Source organism: Paracoccaceae bacterium Fryx2, assembly GCA_032334235.1.
In the GTDB taxonomy this organism is placed as follows: domain Bacteria; phylum Pseudomonadota; class Alphaproteobacteria; order Rhodobacterales; family Rhodobacteraceae; genus JAVSGI01.
Window position 1 is genome coordinate 853,992 of record JAVSGI010000005.1, and the last position, 19,769, is coordinate 873,760.

General features: G+C 66.5%; 22 protein-coding genes and 1 pseudogene. 15 read left to right on the forward strand and 8 right to left on the reverse strand.

Features of this window, described 5'->3' with window-relative positions; genetic code table 11:
• Positions 1–22 precede the first annotated feature (22 nt).
• The 10 genes and pseudogenes from RNZ50_13345 (at position 23) to RNZ50_13390 (ending at position 8,058) form a co-directional block, all read left to right on the forward strand.
• Complete coding sequence (locus RNZ50_13345; GenBank protein MDT8855978.1) at positions 23–337, forward strand: hypothetical protein; 315 nt, start codon at positions 23–25, stop codon at positions 335–337.
• A 61-nt stretch (positions 338–398) separates the two neighbouring features.
• A pseudogene (locus tag RNZ50_13350) lies at positions 399–1,150 on the forward strand (IS5 family transposase).
• A 63-nt stretch (positions 1,151–1,213) separates the two neighbouring features.
• Positions 1,214–1,972: an outer membrane protein transport protein gene (locus RNZ50_13355; GenBank protein ID MDT8855979.1), complete on the forward strand. Its 759-nt coding sequence runs from the start codon at positions 1,214–1,216 to the stop codon at positions 1,970–1,972.
• Positions 1,973–2,083: 111 nt separating this feature from the next.
• Complete coding sequence (locus RNZ50_13360; protein ID MDT8855980.1) at positions 2,084–2,704, forward strand: YdeI/OmpD-associated family protein; 621 nt, start codon at positions 2,084–2,086, stop codon at positions 2,702–2,704.
• Between the two features lie 64 nt (positions 2,705–2,768).
• Positions 2,769–3,698, forward strand: coding sequence for a DMT family transporter (locus RNZ50_13365; GenBank protein ID MDT8855981.1), 930 nt, complete (start codon positions 2,769–2,771; stop codon positions 3,696–3,698).
• A 51-nt stretch (positions 3,699–3,749) separates the two neighbouring features.
• The gene (locus RNZ50_13370) at positions 3,750–4,634 is read left to right on the forward strand and encodes an ATPase (GenBank protein MDT8855982.1); all 885 of its coding nucleotides are present in this window, start codon (positions 3,750–3,752) and stop codon (positions 4,632–4,634) included.
• A gap of 33 nt (positions 4,635–4,667) precedes the next feature.
• Positions 4,668–5,585, forward strand: a complete 918-nt coding sequence (gene metA / locus RNZ50_13375; GenBank protein ID MDT8855983.1) for a homoserine O-succinyltransferase — start codon at positions 4,668–4,670, stop codon at positions 5,583–5,585.
• Positions 5,575–6,516 carry an alpha/beta hydrolase gene (locus RNZ50_13380; protein ID MDT8855984.1) on the forward strand — a complete coding sequence of 314 codons (942 nt, stop codon included), beginning with the start codon at positions 5,575–5,577 and terminating at the stop codon, positions 6,514–6,516. The genes metA and RNZ50_13380 overlap by 11 nt, the downstream gene beginning before the upstream one ends.
• 62 nt (positions 6,517–6,578) lie before the next feature.
• Entirely contained in the window at positions 6,579–7,448 is an 870-nt protein-coding gene (gene ppk2, locus RNZ50_13385; GenBank protein MDT8855985.1) for a polyphosphate kinase 2, read from the forward strand.
• Positions 7,441–8,058, forward strand: a complete 618-nt coding sequence (locus tag RNZ50_13390) for a TetR/AcrR family transcriptional regulator (protein MDT8855986.1) — start codon at positions 7,441–7,443, stop codon at positions 8,056–8,058. Before ppk2 ends, RNZ50_13390 begins: the two co-directional genes overlap by 8 nt.
• A gap of 123 nt (positions 8,059–8,181) precedes the next feature.
• On the opposite strand, the gene RNZ50_13395 is transcribed toward RNZ50_13390, so the two are convergent.
• The 5 genes from RNZ50_13395 to RNZ50_13415 all read right to left on the reverse strand — a co-directional run bounded on the left by RNZ50_13395 (position 8,182) and on the right by RNZ50_13415 (position 12,966).
• Positions 8,182–9,258 (reverse strand): ABC transporter ATP-binding protein, encoded by a 1,077-nt coding sequence (locus tag RNZ50_13395; GenBank protein MDT8855987.1) that lies wholly within the window; start codon positions 9,256–9,258, stop codon positions 8,182–8,184.
• 23 nt (positions 9,259–9,281) lie between these two features.
• Positions 9,282–10,088 carry an ABC transporter permease gene (locus RNZ50_13400; GenBank protein ID MDT8855988.1) on the reverse strand — a complete coding sequence of 269 codons (807 nt, stop codon included), beginning with the start codon at positions 10,086–10,088 and terminating at the stop codon, positions 9,282–9,284.
• Positions 10,088–10,975, reverse strand: coding sequence for an ABC transporter permease (locus RNZ50_13405; protein ID MDT8855989.1), 888 nt, complete (start codon positions 10,973–10,975; stop codon positions 10,088–10,090). Before RNZ50_13405 ends, RNZ50_13400 begins: the two co-directional genes overlap by 1 nt.
• A gap of 171 nt (positions 10,976–11,146) precedes the next feature.
• Positions 11,147–11,407 (reverse strand): hypothetical protein, encoded by a 261-nt coding sequence (locus RNZ50_13410; GenBank protein MDT8855990.1) that lies wholly within the window; start codon positions 11,405–11,407, stop codon positions 11,147–11,149.
• Between the two features lie 155 nt (positions 11,408–11,562).
• A complete protein-coding gene (locus RNZ50_13415) occupies positions 11,563–12,966 on the reverse strand; it encodes a PLP-dependent aminotransferase family protein (protein ID MDT8855991.1) in 1,404 nt (467 codons plus the stop codon).
• 88 nt (positions 12,967–13,054) lie between these two features.
• Between RNZ50_13415 and RNZ50_13420 the strand changes: the two genes are divergently transcribed.
• The gene (locus tag RNZ50_13420) at positions 13,055–13,261 is read left to right on the forward strand and encodes a DUF1127 domain-containing protein (GenBank protein MDT8855992.1); all 207 of its coding nucleotides are present in this window, start codon (positions 13,055–13,057) and stop codon (positions 13,259–13,261) included.
• 184 nt (positions 13,262–13,445) lie between these two features.
• Complete coding sequence (locus RNZ50_13425; protein ID MDT8855993.1) at positions 13,446–13,745, forward strand: PRC-barrel domain-containing protein; 300 nt, start codon at positions 13,446–13,448, stop codon at positions 13,743–13,745.
• Positions 13,746–13,820: 75 nt separating this feature from the next.
• On the opposite strand, the gene rpsI is transcribed toward RNZ50_13425, so the two are convergent.
• From rpsI to RNZ50_13440, 3 genes are all read right to left on the reverse strand, one after another.
• Positions 13,821–14,309, reverse strand: a complete 489-nt coding sequence (rpsI, locus tag RNZ50_13430) for a 30S ribosomal protein S9 (protein MDT8855994.1) — start codon at positions 14,307–14,309, stop codon at positions 13,821–13,823.
• Positions 14,310–14,311: 2 nt separating this feature from the next.
• Positions 14,312–14,776: a 50S ribosomal protein L13 gene (rplM, locus tag RNZ50_13435; protein MDT8855995.1), complete on the reverse strand. Its 465-nt coding sequence runs from the start codon at positions 14,774–14,776 to the stop codon at positions 14,312–14,314.
• 189 nt (positions 14,777–14,965) lie between these two features.
• Positions 14,966–15,748 (reverse strand): SseB family protein, encoded by a 783-nt coding sequence (locus RNZ50_13440; GenBank protein MDT8855996.1) that lies wholly within the window; start codon positions 15,746–15,748, stop codon positions 14,966–14,968.
• Positions 15,749–15,985: 237 nt separating this feature from the next.
• On the opposite strand from RNZ50_13440, the gene RNZ50_13445 reads away from it, so the two are divergent.
• The 3 genes from RNZ50_13445 (at position 15,986) to RNZ50_13455 (ending at position 19,685) form a co-directional block, all read left to right on the forward strand.
• On the forward strand, positions 15,986–17,182 hold the full coding sequence (locus RNZ50_13445; GenBank protein ID MDT8855997.1) for a Na+/H+ antiporter NhaA: 1,197 nt from the start codon (positions 15,986–15,988) through the stop codon (positions 17,180–17,182).
• 222 nt (positions 17,183–17,404) lie between these two features.
• Positions 17,405–18,064 carry an ATP-binding cassette domain-containing protein gene (locus tag RNZ50_13450; protein ID MDT8855998.1) on the forward strand — a complete coding sequence of 220 codons (660 nt, stop codon included), beginning with the start codon at positions 17,405–17,407 and terminating at the stop codon, positions 18,062–18,064.
• Positions 18,042–19,685, forward strand: coding sequence for a capsule biosynthesis protein (locus RNZ50_13455; GenBank protein ID MDT8855999.1), 1,644 nt, complete (start codon positions 18,042–18,044; stop codon positions 19,683–19,685). The genes RNZ50_13450 and RNZ50_13455 overlap by 23 nt, the downstream gene beginning before the upstream one ends.
• The last annotated feature ends 84 nt before the right edge of the window (positions 19,686–19,769 follow it).

Genomic DNA, 19,769 nt, shown 5'->3' on the forward strand with positions numbered 1-19,769 from the left:
ACTGCAACGGGGGATGAGGAAAATGAAGACATTGGCAGGGGCCGTGGGCGCGCTGGCATTGGGGGCCACGGCGGCGACGGCGGGGGGGATCGACAGGTCCGGCCAGAACATCGGCGTGCTGTTCGAGAAGGGCCGCTATGCCGAACTGTCGTTCGGCCATGTCACGCCCGACGTGACGGGGGTCGACAATGATGGCAATGCCACAGGCAATGTCGCCGGGTCCTTTACCCCTCTCAGTTTTGCCTACAAGTATGACATCAATGACCAGGTGTCGTTCGCGGTGATACTCGACCAGCCGTTCGGGGCCGACATCGCTTATGGTGCTAGGGCCTGTTGACGTTTGAGGATTCCCAAATCACCCGCTGACTGATTCAAGGTTGCCAACATGGGAGGCAACCTTGATCCGCACTACTCTGACTGATGCCCAGTGGGCAACCATCGCTCCGCACTGTCTTGGCCGCGCATGCGACCCCGGCCGCACCGGACCCGACCCTCGTCTTTTCGTTGAGGCGGTGCTGTGGATTGCCCGCACGGGCAGCCCCTGGCGCGACCTGCCAGAAGACTTCGGCAAGTGGAATTCAGTATTCAAGCGGTTCCGCAGATGGGTGAAAGCAGACGCTTTCTACTGTATGTTCAGGGCGTTGGCCGAAGATAGCGACTTCGAATACACCATGATTGATGGAACCATTGTCAAAGTCCACCGTCACGGTCAGGGCGCAAAAGGGGGACTCAAAGTCAAGCCATTGGGCGTTCTCGCGGCGGTATAACTACCAAGATCATGGCGTTGACAGACGCACTCGGAAACCTGATCGACTTCCGGTTGCTGCCGGGACAGGCTCACGACCTGCGGGGCACGGCGGCGCTCATCGAAGGGCTATCCTGCGGAAAGCTCCTCGCGGACCGTGCTTTCGACGCGAACTGGCTGCGCGAGATGCTGGCGGAGGCCAAGATTGAGGCGGTTATCCCGCCCAAATCCAACCGCCGTTTCCCTGCCGAGTTCGATTGCGACACCTATAAATGGCGTCACCTGATCGAGAACTTCTTTGGAAAACTTAAGGAATATAGGGGTATAGCAACAAGATGCTGCAAGACCGACACCAGTTTCAGCGCATTTATCTCCCTCGCATCAACCGTCATCCGGCTCCGGTGAACGTCAACACGCCCTAGTTCGACGCAACTCGGCGGAACGGTCGCAAATGCTGATTCCACTGCTCTGACCGGCCTGCTGCGCTACAAGTTCAACGAGAATTTCAGCGTTCACGGTGGCCTGCGCGCCTCGCGCGCGAGCGCCAACATTGACCTGCGCGGGTTGGCCTATGGACCGTCGAACGGCTATTCCGTCGATCTGGCGAATGATCTCGGCCTCGGCTATGTGCTGGGCGTCGCCTACGAGCGGCCCGAGATCGCCCTGCGTGTGGCGTTGACCTACAACTCGGTGGTCAAGCACGACTTCGACACGGTTGAAACCCTGAACGGCGCCACCATCGGCACCGAAACGACCAATGTGAAGACGCCGCAAACAGTGAACCTCGATTTCCAGACCGGGATCGCCAAGGACACGCTGCTTTTCGGTCAGGTCCGCTGGGCGGACTGGAGCAATTTCCGGCTTGATCCTACGACCTTCGTCGCGCGGTCACCGGACGGCACGGGCTTGATCAGCCTAGAGGACACCGTAACCTACACCCTTGGCGTCGGGCGCAAGTTCAATGACACTTGGTCGGGCGCGGCTTCGGTCACCTACGAGAAAGAGCTCAATCCGCTGGTCTCGCCGCTGGCCCCGACCAACGGGCGTCTGGGCATCACGCTGGCCGCGATCTACACCCGCGACAACATGAAGATCACCACCGGGATCAACTACACCAGTCTGGGCGATGCCAATCCTGAAACCGGCAACAATCCGGATGTGGCCCGCGCCAACATGACCGGCAACTCGGCGCTCGGCATCGGCGTGAAGGTCGGCTTCACCTTCTGACCGGCCGGTTTCTTCCGGACGGCACTGGGCCCCGCAGCGATGCGGGGCCTTTTCGCTTGGCGACTTGGGAAGCCGTTCTCTTCGCGCTATGATCGGGGGGAGGAGGCGGCCATGATCACCGATATCGAGGATTACTTCACCAAGGGCTGCGGCCGCTGCGACCGCTTCGACACGCCGGAGTGCTCGACGCGGCGCTGGGAAGGCGGCCTGCGAGACCTGCGCCGGATCTGCCTTGATGCGGGGCTGGTCGAGACGCTGAAATGGGCGCATCCCTGCTACATGCACGCCGGGCGCAACATCGCGATCATCGGGGCCTTGCGCGGCGATTTCCGCCTCGGGTTCTTCAACGCGGCCTTGCTGAAAGACCCCGAGGGCGTGCTGGAGAAAAGCGGGCCCAACACCAGCCACCCCGACACCCTGCGATTCACCGAAACTGCGCAGGTGGCGCAGATGGAGCCGGTGATCGTGGCCTGCCTGGCCGAGGCGATGGGCCATGCCGAGGCGGGCGTCAAGCCGCCGAAGGTGGAACGCGACCTCGACCTGCCCGAGGAACTGGTCGAGGCGCTGGACGCAGACCCCGATCTGGCCGAGGCATTCCACGGCCTGACCCCCGGTCGGCAGCGAAGCTACGTGATACATCTCGGGTCGGCCAAGACCTCTGAAACCCGGGTGGCACGGATCACCCGGTCGCGCGACAGGATCATTGCCGGCAAGGGCGCGAACGAGCGTTAAGCGGGTCTCGCTATCCGTCATGTTCCGGGTCGCGGTGCCGGTTCGATCCGGCTAAGGCTGCGGCATGATACAGCAAAGAACCATACCGCCACGCGCCTGGGCCGAGCTTCTGCTGCTGGCATTTATCTGGGGCGGGTCGTTCCTGATGAACCGGCTGGCGCTGGACGGGGTCGGCGTGTTCACCACCGTCGCCGTGCGGGTGGCGGGGGCCTGCATGATCCTCTGGGCGGTGGTGCTGTGGCGCGGGCTGGCGCTGCCACGCGGCGCGGGCGTCTGGGCGGCGTTTCTGCTGATGGGGGTGTTGAACAACGCCATCCCCTTCACGCTGATCACCTGGGGACAACTGACGATTCCCTCGGGGCTTGCCGCCATCCTGAATGCGTCGACGGCGCTGATCGGGGTGCTGGTGGCCGCCATCGCCTTCCGCGACGAGGCGCTGACCGGGCGCAAGCTGGCGGGCGTGGGTTTCGGCTTTGCCGGGGTGGTGGTGGTGATCGGGTGGGGCGCGCTGGCGCGGCTGGACCTGACATCACTGGCACAACTGGCGCTGATCGGGGCGTCGCTGTCCTATGCGCTGGCGGGCGTCTGGGCACGCAAGCGGCTGGGCGGCCTGGCCCCGCAGGTGGCCGCAGCCGGAATGCTGACCGGATCGAGCCTGATCATGTTGCCGACCGCGCTGTGGCTGGAGGGGTGGCCCGCGCTGGATCATGGCGCGGCGGTCTGGGGGGCGCTGGGGTATCTTGCGGTGGTGGCCACGGCCTTTGCCTATCTGCTCTATTACCGCGTCCTGGGCATGGCTGGGGCGGGCAACCTGAGCCTCGTCACGCTGCTGGTGGCCCCGGTGGCAATCGCACTTGGCGCGCTGGTGCTGGGCGAGGCCCTGCCGCTGCGCGCCTACGTCGGCTTTGCGCTGATCGCCTGCGGCCTTGCGGTGATCGACGGGCGCATCCTGCGGCTGTTCCGCAGACGGGCATGGCGCAAAGATTCCGCGTGAATTCCCCGCCGCCCGGCGTTACCACGGCCCGGGCAGCGGGGGTGCGTTCTGATGATCTATCAATCGGCAAGTGACTGGCGGGCGACGACGGCCAAGCGGGTGCTGCTGTTCGGCATGTCGGGCCTTGGCAAGACCCACCTTGCCAACATGCTGCGCGAGGGGGACGCCTGGTTCCACTACTCGGTCGATTACCGGATCGGCACGCGCTACATGGGCGAATACATCGCCGACAACTTCAAGCGCGAGGCGATGCGCCTGCCCTTCCTGCGCGAATTGCTGATGACCGATTCGGTTTACATCACCTCGAACATCACCTTCAACAATCTGGCACCGCTTTCGACCTACCTCGGCAAGCCCGGCGATCCGGCGCGCGGCGGGGTGCCGTTCGCCGAATACTGCCTGCGCCAGAGCCAGCACCGCGAGGCGGAAATCGCGGCCCTCCATGACACCACGCGCTTCATCCACCGCGCACAGGACCTGTATGGTTACCGCAATTTCGTCTGCGACAGCGGCGGGTCGATCTGCGAGGTGGTGGAACCCGACAACCCCGCCGACCCGGTGCTGCGCGAACTGGCCGACAACCTGCTGCTGGTCTGGCTCAAGGGGTCCGACGCGCATCAGGCCGAACTCATCCGCCGCTTCGACCGCGCGCCGAAACCGATGTATTACCAGCCCGCGTTCCTCGCGCGGATCTGGGCCGACTGGCTGACACAGCAGGGTCTGGCCGAAGATCAGGTCGACCCCGACGCCTTCCTGCGCTTTGCCTATGCGCAGGTGCTGGAGCACCGCCAGCCGCGCTATGCAGCCATGGCACGCTGGGGCGTGACCGTGACGCCCGAGGAGGTGGCGGCGGTGCGCGACGTGGCCGGTTTCGAAGACCTGATCGCCCGCGCCATCGACCGGCGCGGGGTTGAGGACGCGCCCGCCCCCGCATAGATACCGCCCCCCTGCCAGACCCCGGGAACACAGATGCCGATCACCCTGCCCGCCACCCTGCCCGCCTTCGAAGTCCTGCGCCGCGAGGGCGTCATGGTCATGTCGCCCGAACGCGCGGCCACGCAGGAAATCCGCCCGCTGCGCATCGCGCTGTTGAATCTGATGCCGAAGAAGATCCAGACCGAGAACCAGTTCGCCCGGCTGATCGGCGCCACGCCCTTGCAGATCGACCTGCACCTGATCCGGATGAGCGAGCATCAGACCAAGAACACCGCCGCCGAGCACATGGAGGCCTTCTATCGCCCCTTTCAGGAGGTCAAGGCCGAGAAGTTCGACGGCCTGATCATCACCGGCGCGCCGATCGAGCATCTGGATTTCACGCAGGTCACCTACTGGGACGAGCTCTGCGAGGTGATGGACTGGACGCAAAGCCACGTCCATTCCACCTTCGGCGTCTGCTGGGGCGGCATGGCGATGATCAACCATTTCCATTCCGTGCCCAAGCACCTGCTGGCGGCCAAGGCGTTCGGCTGCTTCCGCCACCGCAACGTCGCCCCGACCTCGCCCTACCTGCGCGGCTTTTCCGACGACTGCGTGATCCCGGTCAGCCGCTGGACCGAGATGCGCCAGCCCGAGATCGACGCCGCCCCCGGCCTGCGCACCCTGCTGGCCTCGGACGAGGTCGGCCCCTGTCTGGTCGAGGATGCCGGGCACCGCGCGCTCTACATCTTCAACCATTTCGAATACGACAGCGACACGCTGAAACAGGAATATGACCGCGACGTGGCCGCAGGCAGGGCAATCAACGTGCCGCTGAACTACTATCCCGATGACAATCCCGCGATGACCCCGCTGAACCGCTGGAGAAGCCACGCCCACCTGCTATATGGCAATTGGATCAACGAGATATACCAGTCAACCCCGTATGATATCAAAGCCATTGGCAGCTAGCTTCATCATCGCGGCCCTTGCTGCCAGCGGCTGCGCCGCCGTGGTGGACCGGCGGGCCGACGCGCGCGAGACGGCAGCCGAGGCCCGCTTTCCGCCCGAGGGTCGGCTGATCGCGGTGCCGGGCGGCAACGTCCATGCCGTTACCCGCGGCGCCGGGCGCGACCTCGTGCTGATCCACGGCGCATCCGGCAATACCCGCGACTTCACCCTGCGGCTGGTCGATCTGCTTGAAACCGACTTCCGCGTGACGGTATTCGATCGTCCTGGCCTTGGCTGGTCCGACGACCTTGGCACGCCCGGCATCAGCCCACTGGTGCAGGCCGATGCGCTGCGCGCCGCGGCGGAAACGCTGGGGTTGCACCGGCCGATCGTGCTTGGCCACAGCTACGGCGGGGCGGTGGCGATGGCCTGGGCGCTGCGCGACCCCGAAACGGCTGGCCTTGTCATCGTGTCGGGGGCCACCATGCCCTGGCCCGGCGGGCTGGGGCCGTGGTACGCGATTTCGGCCAGCAGGCTGGGCGGGGCAACCGTGGTTCCGCTGATCTCGGCCTTCGCGTCAGAAGCGCAGGCCGAAGCGGCGGTGGCATCCGTCTTCGCGCCGCAGATCCCGCCGCCGGGCTATGCCGAGGGCATCGGCATCGGCCTGACGCTGCGCCGCGACAGCATCCGGGTCAACTCGCGTCAGGTCAGCGGGCTGAAACCCCACCTGGAGCGGATGCTGCCGAACTATCCGCGCCTGACGCTGCCGGTCGAACTGGTGCATGGCGATGCCGACACGGTGGTGCCGGTGCGGGTCCATGCCGAGCCGCTGTCGCGCCTTCTGCCCGACGCAACGCTGACCGTGCTGCCCGGCGTCGGCCACATGCCGCACCACACCAACCCCGAGGTCGTGGTCGCCGCCATCCGCCGTGCCGCCGCAAGGTCGCGCTGAGCCGCCGATTGCACTGGCCCCCGGCTTGGCCCTAAGGTGATCCGCACAGCAAGGAGACCGCGATGCCCCTGCCCTTCGACGGCGCGATCAGCCACTACTTCAAGGAAGGCGCCCCCAATGCCATCCGCAAGGCCATCGAGGATGCAGACCACAACGACCTCTACGACCCCGCCTTCCCCTACCGCGAGGAAATGAGGCGCAAGGATTATGACGCGCAGATGGAGGGTCTGCAGCGCCAGCTTGTGCGGCTGCAGGCCGATGTCAAGGCAACCGGCAAGCGGGTGGTTGTGGTGTTCGAGGGGCGCGATGCGGCGGGCAAGGGCGGCACCATCGCGGTGATGCGCGAAAACCTGAACCCGCGCATCGCCAACGTGGTGGCGCTGGCCAAACCTTCTGACCGCGAGGCGACGCAATGGTATTTCCAGCGTTACGTCGACTGGCTGCCCGCCGCCGGCGAAATGGCTCTGTTCGACCGCAGCTGGTACAATCGCGGCGTGGTCGAACACGTCTTCGGCTTCTGCACCCCAGACCAGCGCGAGCATTTCTTCCGCCAGTTGCCCGCCTTCGAGCGGATGCTGGTCGATGAAGGCATCGTGTTCGTGAAGCTCTGGCTGAATGTCGGGCGGGCGGCGCAACTGCAGAGGTTTCTCGATCGCGAGCAGGACCCGCTGAAGCAATGGAAACTGAGCCCGGTCGACATCGAGGGGCTGGCGAAATGGGACGCGTACACCGCCGCCATCGACGAAACCCTGCGGCGCAGCCACACCGAAGACGCGCCCTGGACGCTGATCCTTGCCGACGACAAGCGCCGCGCCCGCATCGCCGCAATCCAGACCGTGCTGCGTGCCATGCCGTTCGACGGCCGCGACGACGGCTGCATCGGCGTGCCCGATCCAAAGATCTGCGGCGGGCTCGACCTCTGGCATGTCTAAGCGCGGCTATCACCACGGCAACCTGCGGCAGGCGCTGGTCGAGGCCGCGCTGCAACTGATCGAGGAAAAGGGGCCGCAGGGGTTCACCCTGTCCGAGGCTGCGAAGGCCGCCGACGTGACCCCCGCCGCCGTCTACCGCCATTTCGCCGGGCGCGAGGATCTGATCGCCGAGGCGGCACGTCAAGGCTACGAGATCTTCGCGGCGCTGATGGATTACGCCTACAACAACGGCCAGCCCTCGGCGCTGGCGGCCTTCGAGGCGACCGGGCGCGCCTACCTCGCCTTCGCGCGCAAATACCCCGGCCATTACATGGCGATGTTCGAAAGCGGCATTTCCCTTCAGGCCAACCCCGAACTGGCGCTGGTGGCGCAGAAGGCGCGCAATGTGCTGGAATTGGCCGCCGCCCGGCTGTCGGACCACATTCCCCCCGAAAAGCGCCCGCCCGCCGCGATGTTTTCCGCCCATGTCTGGGCACTGAGCCACGGTGTGGTCGAGTTGTTCGCGCGCGGCAACCCCGGCGCCAAGTCGCCCTTCCCGCCCGAGGATCTGCTGGAGGCGGGCATCGGCATCTACCTGCGCGGGCTGGGCCTGCTGCCCCCCGACCGCTAGGCCACCCAGCGCCGGTCATGCGGATAGATGCCTTCGGCGAGGATATTTGGGCCAAGATGAAACGCATCGGGTTTCTTCTTGGCCCAAATACCCCCTTTGCCGTCGGTCAGGCCGGGCGCAGGTTCAGCGGAAGAGCACCAGCGCGCCGGGGCTCCACGCCACCCGGGCGCGGGTGCCGATGTCGAGCACCGGGCGGCCGAACACGTTGCGCATCGAAATCCGCATCGGCGTGTCCACCCCGTCAAGGCGCACGTCGTAATAGGTCATGTCGCCGAAGTAGACGACTTCCTCGATGCTGGCCATGCTCTCGCGCTCGGCGGTGGGCTGGCCTTCGAACAGGATCGTCAGGGTTTCGGGGCGGAAGCCGACCGAAACCTCGCCGCCGGTCACCGCACCCGGAGCCTGCGCCGCCTCCAGCGTCGCGCGGCCGAAGCCGCGGACATCGACCTCGATGCCGCCCGGCCCTTCCGACAGCACCGTGGCGGGCAGGAAGTTCATCGTGCCGATGAACTCGGCCACCTTGCGCGACTTCGGGCGACGGTAGAGCGTTTCGGGGTCGTCGAGCTGGGAGATCTCGCCCTCGAACATCACGGCGATGCGGTCAGACATCACCAGCGCCTCTTCCTGGTCATGGGTCACCAGGATGAAGGTGATGCCGACCTGGCGTTGCAGCTTGATCAACTCGACCTGCATCAGTTCGCGCATCTTCTTGTCGAGCGCCGACAGGGGTTCGTCCAGCAGCAGAACCTTGGGCTTCAGGATCAGCGCGCGGGCCAGCGCCACCCGCTGCCGCTGACCGCCTGAAAGGGCATGGGCCGCGCGCGCACCGAAACCCTTCAACCCCACCATGTCGAGCGCCTCGCCGACGCGGCGGCCGAGGTCTTCCTTCGACAGCCGTTCGCGGCGCAGCCCGAAACCCACGTTTTCCTCGACCGTCAGGTGGGGGAAGATGGCGTAGCTTTGAAACACCATGTTGGTCGGGCGCTTGTTGGCCGGAATGGTCGCCGCATTCTTGCCGTCGATCAGCACCACGCCGGACGAGATGTCCTCGAACCCGGCGATGGTGCGCAGCAGGGTGGTCTTGCCGCAGCCCGACGGCCCCAGCAGCGAGAAGAACTCGCCCGCCCGGATCGTCGCGGTGATGCCGCGCAGGGCGTGGTAGTCGCCGTAATACTTATGCACATCGCGGAATTCGATCATGGTGGGTTTGGCTGCGACGGTGTTCACAGGAAGCCTCCGGTATCCTTGCCACCGGCCCGGGCGATGCCGCGGCGGCGGAAATATTCTGCGATGGAAAGAAGCACGATCGAGAGGCACACCAGAATGGTGCCCAGCGCCATGATCACGGGCACCGCCTGCGGGAAGCGGAACTGCGAGAAGATGTAGACCGGCAGCGTCGCCTCGGTGCCCGCGAGGAAGAAGGCGATGATGAACTCGTCGAGGCTGATCGTGAAGGAGATCAGCAGCGACGATATGATGCCCGGCATCACCAGCGGCAGGATGATCAGCCGGAAGGTCGAAAGCGGCGTCTCGCCCAGGTCATAGGCCGCCTCCTCCAGCGACTTGTCGAGGCTCTGGAAAGCCGAGGACAGGATGGCGATGGTGAAGGGCGTGCAGATCAGCACATGGCCGAGGATCACCGTGAAGATCGACAGCGGCACGCCGATGCCCAGCAGCACGATCAGCAGCGACACCGCCACGATGATTTCGGGCAGCACCAGCGGCAGCATGATCAGACCCATGATCCAGCCCTTGCCCGGAAACGGGAACCGGGTCGAGGCGCGGGCGGCAAACACCCCCAGCGTGGTCGCCAGGATCGAGGACGACACCGCGATGATCAGGCTGTTCTTGACCGCGCCGTAGAGCGGCGGGCTGTCAAGCATGGCACTGAACCAGCGGGTGCTGAACCCGGTCAGCGGAAAGGCGATCACCGTCGCGTCGTTGAACGCGAACAGCGGCAGGATGATGATCGGCGCATAAAGGAAGATCAGATAGCCCAGCGCATAGACCTTGAACCAGCCGGCTTTCATCATTTCGGGCCTCTCAGGTAGCGCCGGTTCAGGAACAGGAACACGAGGCTGACCGCCGTCACGATCGCCATCGCCGAAACCGCGATGGCCGACCCCAGCGGATAGTTGTCAAGCTTCAGGTATTGCAGCTGGATCAGGTTCGCGACCATCCGCCCTTCCGGCCCGCCGACCAGTTGTGGCGTGACATAGTCGCCGATGGTCGGGATGAACACGATCAGCACAGAGGCCACGACCCCCGGCATTGCCAGCGGCAGCGTGACCCGGAGGAAGGTCATGAACTTCGATTCTCCCAGATCCTGCCCGGCCTCCAGCAGCGACCGGTCGATCTTTTCCAGCGCCACGAAGATCGGCAGGATGGCAAAGGGCGCATAGGCATGGGCCAGCGTGATGACCACCGCATTGGTGTTGTAAAGGATGAAGGTCAGCGGCTCGTCGATCACCCCCAGCCCCAGCAGGCCGGAGTTCACCACGCCGTTGTAGCCAAGGATCACCTTCCACAGGAACACCCGTATCAGATAGCTGGTCCAGAACGGGATGGTGATCAGGAACAGCCAGAACGCCTTGCGCGACGGCGCGACATGAAAGCTGACGAAATAGGCCACCGGAAAGGCCAGCAGCACCGTGACCACCGTCACCGACATCGACACACCCAGGGATCGCAGCATCACCGTGCGGTAAAGCTCGTTGGTCCAGGCCTCGACATAGTTGGCAAGGGTAAAGAGCGGCAGAACCGTCAGGTAGCCGTCGGTCAGGACCGAGTAAAGGACGATGGTGCCCAGCGGCGCGGCCAGCAGCAGCAGGGCATAAAGCGCGGTCGGGCTGACCAGAAGCAATCCACTGGCGGCTTCAGTCTTTCTGAAGCGGCCCCATCGCATCCCGAGATCCATCTTTCCCCCTGTCAGCGCGGCTTTTTCGTTTATGTGGCACAGGACGGGCACTGTGAAAAGGGGCGATCTGGCCGGGTTGCGGCGCCCCTGACCGGGCCGGGGGCGCTGCATGAAGAAGCGGCAGCCGCCGGGATGGCGCACCGATCCCGGGCAGTTGCGAAACGGCCCGCGTCAGCGGATCACGGCCTCGACCATGATCTCGTGCTTCTTCAGTTCCGAGTACAGCGCCGGAACCACCCGTGTCTGGGTCACGGCGCGCGACAGGGCCTGCGTCAACCTGCTGGTGTCGGTCATGCCTTCCGTCACGCGCCAAACCAGACGGCGGGCGACGCCATCGTCATAGACGATTTCGGTCTCGCCGGTGCGGGCAGTGCGCAGTGCAAGAAAATCAGCACCCCCGTTGGGGGCGTGGAAGGAGGATTGGTGTCCCATTCTGGGCTCTCTTTGTTTTTGTGTGCTGCTTCGATCCGGCAAGTGTGCCCGTGCCGGGGCTGATCGGTCAACGCGCGACACAAGTTTGCGCGCCCGCAGGCACACAATTCCGCCAGACCTGGGCACAAGTGCAACAATCGGCACCCGGCCGCCGCTCAGACCGCCAGTTCCGAAGGCGGTCTGGCCAGCAGCCGTGCCAGCGTCGCCAACCCCATGTCGAAGGCCGCGCGCGGGATGCCACCCGCGATGGCCAGCCGCACCGCATGAGGTGCGCGGCCATGGATCAGCGCATATTCGTCGGCCGAACGCACCAGCACGCCCTCGGCCTCGGCCATGCGCGCAAAGGTCGAGGCCCGCCAGCCCGAGGGGAGACGCAGCCAGACGAACGGCAACCCCGGCTGCCAGGTCAGGTCGCTGGCCCCCAGCGCGTTGACCATCGCCTGCAGGCGATCGGCAAATTCGGCCTGCACGGCGCGGCGCAGGCTGGCGGCGCTGCCCGAGGCGAACAGGTCTAGACAGAGGTCCGACACCGGGCGGGCCAGCGCGAAATGGCCGTGCTGCGCGGTCAGGCGCCCGGCCTCACCCATCCCGGTCGGGCACAGCACGAAGCCCAGGCGCAACGCCGCCGAAATGGTCTTGGACAGGCTGCCGACATACCAGGTGCGTTCGGGTGCCAGCGCGCGCAGCAGCGGCAGATGGCTTTCGGCCACCGAATAGCAATCGTCCTCCAGCACCTGAAGGTCGTGGGCGCGTGCGATGGCGGCCACCTCGCGGCGGCGGGATTCGGGCATCCGGGCGGCGGTGGGGTTCTGCGCCTCGGTGGTCAGGCACAGCACCTGCGGGCCGTGGCGGCGGCAGGCGGCCTCCAGCGCGTCGGGGCGCAGCCCGTGCTGGTCAAGCTCGACCCCGACCACCTCGGCGCGTGCCAGCCGCGCGGCATGGCGGAAGCCGGGGTAGGCCAGATCCTCGCACAGCACCACCGGGCGGTCGCCGCGCAGGCAGCACAGGAACACCAGGTTGATCGCGCTTTGCCCGCCATGGGTCAGCGCCATGTCTTCCGGGCCATGCGGCCCCAGCACGCGGTCGGCCAGCCAGTCGCACACGGCGGCCCGCAGCGGGGCCTCGGCGCGCTGGCTGGGATAATCCAGCCAGTCAGCGCCGATCCCATCGGCCACCCGGCGCAGCGCCGCAGCAAAGGCTGCCCCCTGCCCGACATCCGGCAGCTGCGGCGACCGCAGATCGACAAGGCCGCCGATCAGCCCCGGATCGCGCTCGGTGAACAGCGGCTGCGTCGGGCCAAGGCGCGGCGCCTGCGCCGCAACAAAGGTGCCGCGCCCGACCGTGGCGGCCAGCAACCCCTCTTGCGTCGCAAGCTGGTAGGCGCGCGCCACCGTGCCGGGCGTGACCGAGATGGCAAAGGCCAGATCGCGCACCGTGGGCACCTGCACGCCATGCGGCAGCGCACCCGCCCTGATCGCCTCGCGCAGCGCCCGGGTCAGGGCCAGATATTTCGGGCCGGGGTAATCGGCCAGATCTGGCCGCCAGATTGTATCAGTCACAATGTTCCTCTGGTATCGGCTTCGGCAAGATTGTATTCTTTCTCTATCGAAGATTCAAACTTGTATCAATACAAAGCTCTGGTGTCCCATGACCCGCTCTCTGACCATCCCGCTGCTGCCGACCAACCCGCTGACCCGGTTCGCGCGTGACGCGACCCGCACGCTGCTGACCTGGGACGAGCGCCGCCGCAGCCGCCTGCATCTGGGGCGGATGGACGGGCATATGCTGCGCGACATCGGGCTTGAGCAGGAAGCGGCGCTGCGCGAGGCGCAAAAGCCGTTCTGGCGCGGCTGAGGCCGCAGCCCTTCACAGGTTTTCCCCAGACTGGGGCCGGGGCAACCCGGCCCCTTTTTTTCGCGCCCCCATCGTCCGCTGCCCGCAGCCGACTGCCGTTCATGGCGCATCCTGCGGAACCTTGCGGCGCCCCGGCAGTTGTTTCCATGCACGGTCTGAGTGCAATCACTGGAGGAAGAGACTGATGGACCATTCTACCCACATCCCGCTTGCACCCGAAGAACTGAACGTGACGAACCTGGAAGGCGCGGCCATCTACGATTCCGAAGACAACAAGATCGGCAGCGTGTCGCACATGCATGGCGCGGGCCCCCATGCGCAGATCATCGTGGATGTCGGTGGATTCCTGGGAATCGGCGCCAAGCCGGTGGCCCTGCCGCTGACCGAACTGCACTTCATGCGCGACAACAACGGTTCGGTTCACGCGACCACCGCCTGGTCGAAGGACGCCCTGAAGGACCTGCCCGAACATCACCACGTCTGACCGGCCGCCCCGCCGCGACCGCACAGCAAAAAGGCCCGCAAACCTGCGGGCCTTTCCATTTCCGTGAACCGGCGGTCAGCGCTTGGAGAACTGGAAGCTCTTGCGCGCCTTGGCCTTGCCGTATTTCTTGCGTTCCACCACGCGGCTGTCGCGGGTCAGGAAGCCCGCGGCCTTGAGCGCGGCGCGCAGGCCGGGCTCGTAAAGCTGCAGCGCCTTGGAAACGCCGTGCTTGACCGCGCCGGCCTGGCCCGAAAGCCCGCCGCCGGCAACCGTCGCCATCACGTCGAACTGGCCTTCGACGCCGGCCACGGTGAAGGGCTGGCGCAGGATCATCTGCAGCACCGGACGGGCGAAGTATTCCGCCATGGTCTTGCCGTTGACGATGACCTTGCCCGAACCCGGGCGGATCCAGACGCGGGCGACGGCGTTCTTGCGCTTGCCCGTGGCATAGGAACGGCCCAGCGCATCACGCACCGGCACGCGCGGCGGCGCGACGGGGGCTGCCACCGGGGCGGATTCGGTCACGGCGGATTTCAGATCGTCGAGGGATTTGAGGTCGGCCATGGTCATGCGCTCCGGGTGTTCTTCGGGTTCAGCGACTTGACGTCGAGAACGGTCGGCTGTTGCGCCTCGTGCGGGTGCTCGGCGCTGGCATAGACCCGCAGGTTGGTCATCTGCTGGCGGCCGAGGCTGTTGCGTGTGATCATCCGCTCGACGGCCTTGGTCACCACGCGCTCGGGGTGCGCGCCTTCCAGCACCTGACGCGCGGTGCGGAACTTGATCCCGCCCGGGTGGCCGGTATGCCAGTAATAGCGCTTGTCGTCGCGCTTGTTGCCGGTCATCTGTATCTTGTCGGCATTGATGACGATCACGTTGTCGCCCATGTCCATGTGCGGCGTGAAGGTCGGCTTGTTCTTGCCACGCAGGATGCTGGCCACGATGGTCGCAAGGCGGCCCAGAACGACGCCTTCGGCGTCGATCAGGATCCACTTCTTGTGGATGTCCGCAGGGGTTGCGGTGAAGGTTTTCATTTCGAACCTATTGAAGTGAAGCAGGGGCCAGGCCCCCGGGATCTCGGATGGCGCTGTATCCGACAATCGGGCGCCACGGTCAAGGCGTTTGACCTGTAAAATTGCATTGTAAAACAGGTGCTTGCAAGAAAGGTATCATTTTACCCCATTCATCGCGGTCATCGCGCACCCGCCGATCCGAAGTCTGCCCTAGCGCAGGCGGGGCGGGCGGGGCGGGATGGTTACGGGCGCATCCGGCGCAGGTGCCGCCGGACGTGCGGGTGTCGCGATGTCGAACCGCAGCCCGACCCGCGCCATTTCCCGTTCCGTCGCCGTGCCGGGCGCAACGAAGGTCACGTCCATCTCGCCCGCCTCGACGCCCGAAAAGGTCAGCGCCTCGGCGGCGGCGCGGGCCAGCGCGGCCTCGGCCTCCGGCACCGCCCCGACGAAGGCCAGCATCTGCCCGCGCCGCCCGCCCTGATACGTCACCCCCGCCAGCAGCACATGCGAGGCCAGCCCCCCGGCCCGGGCCAGCCGGCCTTCCAGCGCCACCCGCAATGCTGCGGGCAGAACCTGCGGGGCGTGGAACGCCTGCGGCACCGCCTCGACCTCGTCGGGGGCGTGCTGCAACGTCGCGGCCAGCCAATCGACGGCGGCGGGCGGCAGCAGCATCGACGACGGCGCCACCCCGAGGTTCACCCCCAGCCCGATCCCCTGCCCCGCCAGTTGCGCGGCGATCACCCGGCCCGGCAGCGCGGCATAGGCCACCGCCTGCCCCGCGAATTCGGCCAGCCGGTCCTGATGGTCGAAGATCAGCACCACCGGCCCGTCCTCGAGTTCGAACACGCGCGGCGTCAGCACGTCGCCTTCCGCCTCGGCTTCCAGCAGCAGCACCATCTCGCCATCGGCGATCTGGGCGTAGAAGCGCAGGCGTGCTGCGTCATCCTCGGGGTCGGCCAGCATCGCGGCATGGGCCTGATCCAGTGCGGTCATCGCGGGGTCTCCTGCTCGGGTCGCCCTTGGGTAGACCGGTCGGCGGGGGGCGGCAAGGGGCGGGGCGGCCGCCGGCCGCGGCCTTTCGCGGCGGCAAGGCACCGGCACGGATGCGGGGCGGCAACACATTGCCGCAAACCCCGCCGCGGTGCGCGGGCCGCATTGCCCCGACGCAGCCGCAGGGCTAGGTCGGCGGTGTTCCCCGCCAGCGCAATCCGTCTGTATCGGTCGCCCCCCATGTATCGCGTTTCGTCCTTCATCCGTCACTTTGCCTGGGCGCTCCTGTCCGGTGTCGCGCTGGCCACGCTGTGGGTCAACCTGTCGCCGGGCACCTACTACGATGCGATCGAGTGGCGGCTGGCAGACCTGCCGCTGGAACTGGGGCCGCGCGGCAGCCTGACGCTGCGGGCGCTGGTGTCGGAAGTGCTGATGGCGCTGTTCCTGTTCTATCTTGGCAAGGAGCTGTGGGAAGCACTGGTGCTGAACCGCGGCGCGCTGCGTGGGCGGCGGGCCGTGGTGCCGATGATGGCCGCCGCCGGGGGGATGATCGGCGCGGTGCTGGTCTGGCTTGTGCTGGCCGCCCTGTTCGAGACCGCCGAGGAGGCGACGCCCGGCATCGGCTGGGCGGTGCCGCTGGGCAGCGACGTGGTGCTGGGCTACGTGATCGGGCGGCGGCTGTTCGGTCCGGGGCATCCGGCGCTCCACATGCTGCTGCTGACCGCCATCGCCGCCAATATCGCCGGGCTGCTGGTGCGCGGCGTGTCCTTCCCGCCCGAGGCGCTGCGGCCGCTGTGGCTGATCCTGCCGCTGGCCGCGTCGCTGGCGCTGGCGGCATTCTGCCGACTGGCGGTCCGGTCCGAACGCGCGCGCAGGCGGGCGCTGCACATGTGGCCTTATCTGCTGGCCGGGGCGGCAAGCTGGGTCGGCGTCACCGCCTCGGGGTTGCCGGGGGCGCTGGGGCTGCTGCCGATCCTGCCCGCAATACCCCATGCCGACCGCGCCTTCGGGCTGTTCGCCGAGGCCGAAGAGTTCCTCACCGACCCGCTGAACCGCTTTGCGCATCTGATGGTGCGGCCGCTGATCGTGGTGCTGTTCCTGTTCGGGCTGACGCGCGGCGGCATCGACCTTGGCGCCATGGCCCCGACCACCGGCATCGTGCTGGGTGCATTGTGGCTGGGCAAGCCGCTGGGCTTTCTGGCCGGCGGGGTGCTGGCGCTGCGGCTGTTCGGGCTGCGCCTGCCGCGCGGCGTCACGTTGCGCGACCTGGCGCTGGTCGGGTTGATCTCGGGCATGGGCTTCACCCTGCCGATGCTGGCGCTGGAAACCGAACTTCCGGGCGGCGCCATGCAGGAGGCGGCCCGGCTGGGCCTCGCGCTGAGCCTTGCCGCGGGCCCGATTGCCCTGATGCTGGGCAGGCTTCGGGCGCGGGGCTGAGGCCAGCCTGCCGGCGGTGGGCGGGTCACAACCCCGGCACCCGGCCCCGGGCCCCTGCCCGTCCGCCGCAAGGGCATTGTCTTTCGCCCGGCAACTCCGACATAATGCTGCCGGAAAGGCCGGGCACGGTTCCGGTGACCGGGAATTAACGAAAAGCCCGTATCCGGGACGAACCCGGAACCCGAGGCCCCGGCACATGAGGCGCAAGCCAAAGGCACGAGCATGATCGCGTTCGAAAATGTCAGCAAGTCCTTCTGGACCGGGAAAACCCGCAAGGTCATTCTCGACGGCGCCTCGTTCCGGGTCGAGCTGGGGCATTCGCTGGGCATCCTTGCCCCGAACGGCACGGGCAAGACCACGATCATCAACATGATGGCCGGGCTGGAACAGCCCGACGAGGGCAAGGTGCTCCGCACCTCGCGGATCTCGTTTCCGCTGGGGTTCATGGGCGGCGTCACCTCCAAGCACAGCGGGACCGAGAATGCCCGATACATCGCCCGGCTCTATTCGCTCGACCCCGACTATGTCGAAAGCTTCTGCCGCTGGATGGCCGGCATCGGCGAGTATTTCGACATGCCGGTGGGCACCTATTCGCAGGGAATGCGGGCGCGCTTCTCGTTCTCGCTGATGCTGGCACTGGAATTCGACATCTACCTGATCGACGAGGGGATGCCCGCGACCACCGATGTGGAATTCAACCGCAAGGCCGGCGCGATCCTGCGCGAAAGGCTGAGCAAGTCGACCGTCGTGGTGGTATCGCATCAGCCGAGGACACTCGAGAAATTCTGCCGCTCGGCGGCCGTGCTGCGCAACGGGCAGCTTTACATGTTCGAAACCCTTGAAGAAGCGAAACGTCTTTATGACTATGAAGCTCAAGGCTAAGCGGTTCCGCATCCGGCGTCCCGATCCGGTGGCCCCCCCGCCCGCCGATCCCGCGGCCCTGTTCGAGACCGAAGACGAGGACGGTTTCGGCGCGGCACCCTTCGCCACCGCTTCCGCACCCCGCATGGCCGCCCCGCAGGACGTGTCGTCGCCCGCCGAGGTCGCCTCGGAAACCGACATGGACGCGATCCGCCGCGAGGGGCTGACGGGGCGGCAGCTGCGCATGGCGCGGCGCGTCGCGCAAAAGCACAACCTGCCCGCGACATCAGATTTCGACGCCGTGCGCCTGCTGCGCCAGGCCGGGATAGACCCGTTCCAGCGCACCAACATGCTGGAACTTGTGACCTCGGAAGGCACCCCCGTGGGGTCGCAGTCGCGCGCGCTGACGCCGGTGGGCGACGGGGTTCAGCTGCCCCAGACCGTCAAGCCGATCAAGGTGCCCTCGACCGAGGTGCGCGCCGAGGTCAGCCACGCCGCCGAAATCATGCGGATGCAGCAGGACATCGCGCGCCGCCGCCGCCGCAAGATGGTGCTGCTGTCGGCGCGGCTGCTGTTCTTCGTGCTGCTGCCGACGCTGCTGACCGGCTATTACTATTTCATGGTCGCAACGCCGCTGTTCGCCACCAAGTCGGAATTCGTGATCCAGCAGGCACAGAATCCGTCGGCCGCGTCCGGCGGGCTTGGCGGGCTCTTGCAGGGCTCGCCGATGGCGACCAGCCAGGACAGCATCGCCGTGCAGGGCTACCTGCAATCGCGCGAGGCGATGCTGCGGCTGGATGCCGACATGGGGTTCCGCGCCCATTTCAGCCAGCCGCAGATCGACCCGATCCAGCGTCTGGCCGCCGATGCCACGTCCGAGGCCGCCTACAAGCTTTACAAGCGCAATGTGCTGATCTCCTACGACCCGACCGAAGGTCTGGTAAAGATGGAGGTGATCGCCGCCGACCCCGCCATTTCGGAACAGTTCGCCCGGCACCTGATCGGCTACGCCGAGGAGCAGGTCGATCAGCTGACCCAGCGCCTGCGCGAAGACCAGATGCAGGGCGCCCGCGACAGCTACACCATGGCCGAGGCCAACATGCTGGACGCGCAGCGCCAGGTTGTCGAGCTGCAGGAAAAGTTCAAGATCCTGTCGTCCGAGGTCGAGGTGTCGCTGATCACCAGCCAGATCGGCGGGCTTGAAACGCAACTGACCACCGACCGGCTGTCGCTGACCCAGATGGAATCGAACGCCAACCCCAACGCCGCGCGGGTCGAGCCGCTGAAGCGGCGCATCGCGGCGGTTCAGGCCGAAATCGCCGCCATGCGCGCCAAGCTGACCGAAGACGGGGCGGGCGGCCTGTCGCTCGCCAAGGTGCAAAGCGAGCTGCTGGTGGCGCAGGCCGATGTGCAGACCCGGCAGCTTCTGCTGGCGCAATCGCTGCAATCCATGGAAACCGCACGGGTCGAGGCAAACCGCCAGGTGCGCTATCTGTCGCTGTCGGTCAGCCCGGTGGCCCCGGACGAGGCGACCTATCCGCGCGCCTTCGAGAACACGATGGTGGCGATGCTGATCTTTGCCGGGATCTACCTGATGATCTCGATGACCGCCGCGATCCTGCGCGAGCAGGTCACCGCCTGAGGCCGGGGGCGCGCGGCCTGGCGCCCTCTTTCCGGGCCGCGGCCCGGAGGGCGATGCGGACCCGGCGCCCTGCGGGCCGACCCC

Coding starts and splice junctions, on each gene's coding strand:
- RNZ50_13345 (MDT8855978.1), top strand. CDS start 23: ATGAAGACATTGGCAGGGGCCGTGGGCGCGCTGGCATTGGGGGCCACG.
- RNZ50_13360 (MDT8855980.1), top strand. CDS start 2,084: ATGATCACCGATATCGAGGATTACTTCACCAAGGGCTGCGGCCGCTGC.
- RNZ50_13365 (MDT8855981.1), top strand. CDS start 2,769: ATGATACAGCAAAGAACCATACCGCCACGCGCCTGGGCCGAGCTTCTG.
- RNZ50_13370 (MDT8855982.1), top strand. CDS start 3,750: ATGATCTATCAATCGGCAAGTGACTGGCGGGCGACGACGGCCAAGCGG.
- metA (MDT8855983.1), top strand. CDS start 4,668: ATGCCGATCACCCTGCCCGCCACCCTGCCCGCCTTCGAAGTCCTGCGC.
- ppk2 (MDT8855985.1), top strand. CDS start 6,579: ATGCCCCTGCCCTTCGACGGCGCGATCAGCCACTACTTCAAGGAAGGC.
- RNZ50_13390 (MDT8855986.1), top strand. CDS start 7,441: ATGTCTAAGCGCGGCTATCACCACGGCAACCTGCGGCAGGCGCTGGTC.
- RNZ50_13395 (MDT8855987.1), bottom strand. CDS start 9,258: ATGATCGAATTCCGCGATGTGCATAAGTATTACGGCGACTACCACGCC.
- RNZ50_13400 (MDT8855988.1), bottom strand. CDS start 10,088: ATGAAAGCCGGCTGGTTCAAGGTCTATGCGCTGGGCTATCTGATCTTC.
- RNZ50_13405 (MDT8855989.1), bottom strand. CDS start 10,975: ATGGATCTCGGGATGCGATGGGGCCGCTTCAGAAAGACTGAAGCCGCC.
- RNZ50_13410 (MDT8855990.1), bottom strand. CDS start 11,407: ATGGGACACCAATCCTCCTTCCACGCCCCCAACGGGGGTGCTGATTTT.
- RNZ50_13420 (MDT8855992.1), top strand. CDS start 13,055: ATGACCCGCTCTCTGACCATCCCGCTGCTGCCGACCAACCCGCTGACC.
- RNZ50_13425 (MDT8855993.1), top strand. CDS start 13,446: ATGGACCATTCTACCCACATCCCGCTTGCACCCGAAGAACTGAACGTG.
- rpsI (MDT8855994.1), bottom strand. CDS start 14,309: ATGGCCGACCTCAAATCCCTCGACGATCTGAAATCCGCCGTGACCGAA.
- rplM (MDT8855995.1), bottom strand. CDS start 14,776: ATGAAAACCTTCACCGCAACCCCTGCGGACATCCACAAGAAGTGGATC.
- RNZ50_13440 (MDT8855996.1), bottom strand. CDS start 15,748: ATGACCGCACTGGATCAGGCCCATGCCGCGATGCTGGCCGACCCCGAG.
- RNZ50_13445 (MDT8855997.1), top strand. CDS start 15,986: ATGTATCGCGTTTCGTCCTTCATCCGTCACTTTGCCTGGGCGCTCCTG.
- RNZ50_13450 (MDT8855998.1), top strand. CDS start 17,405: ATGATCGCGTTCGAAAATGTCAGCAAGTCCTTCTGGACCGGGAAAACC.
- RNZ50_13455 (MDT8855999.1), top strand. CDS start 18,042: ATGACTATGAAGCTCAAGGCTAAGCGGTTCCGCATCCGGCGTCCCGAT.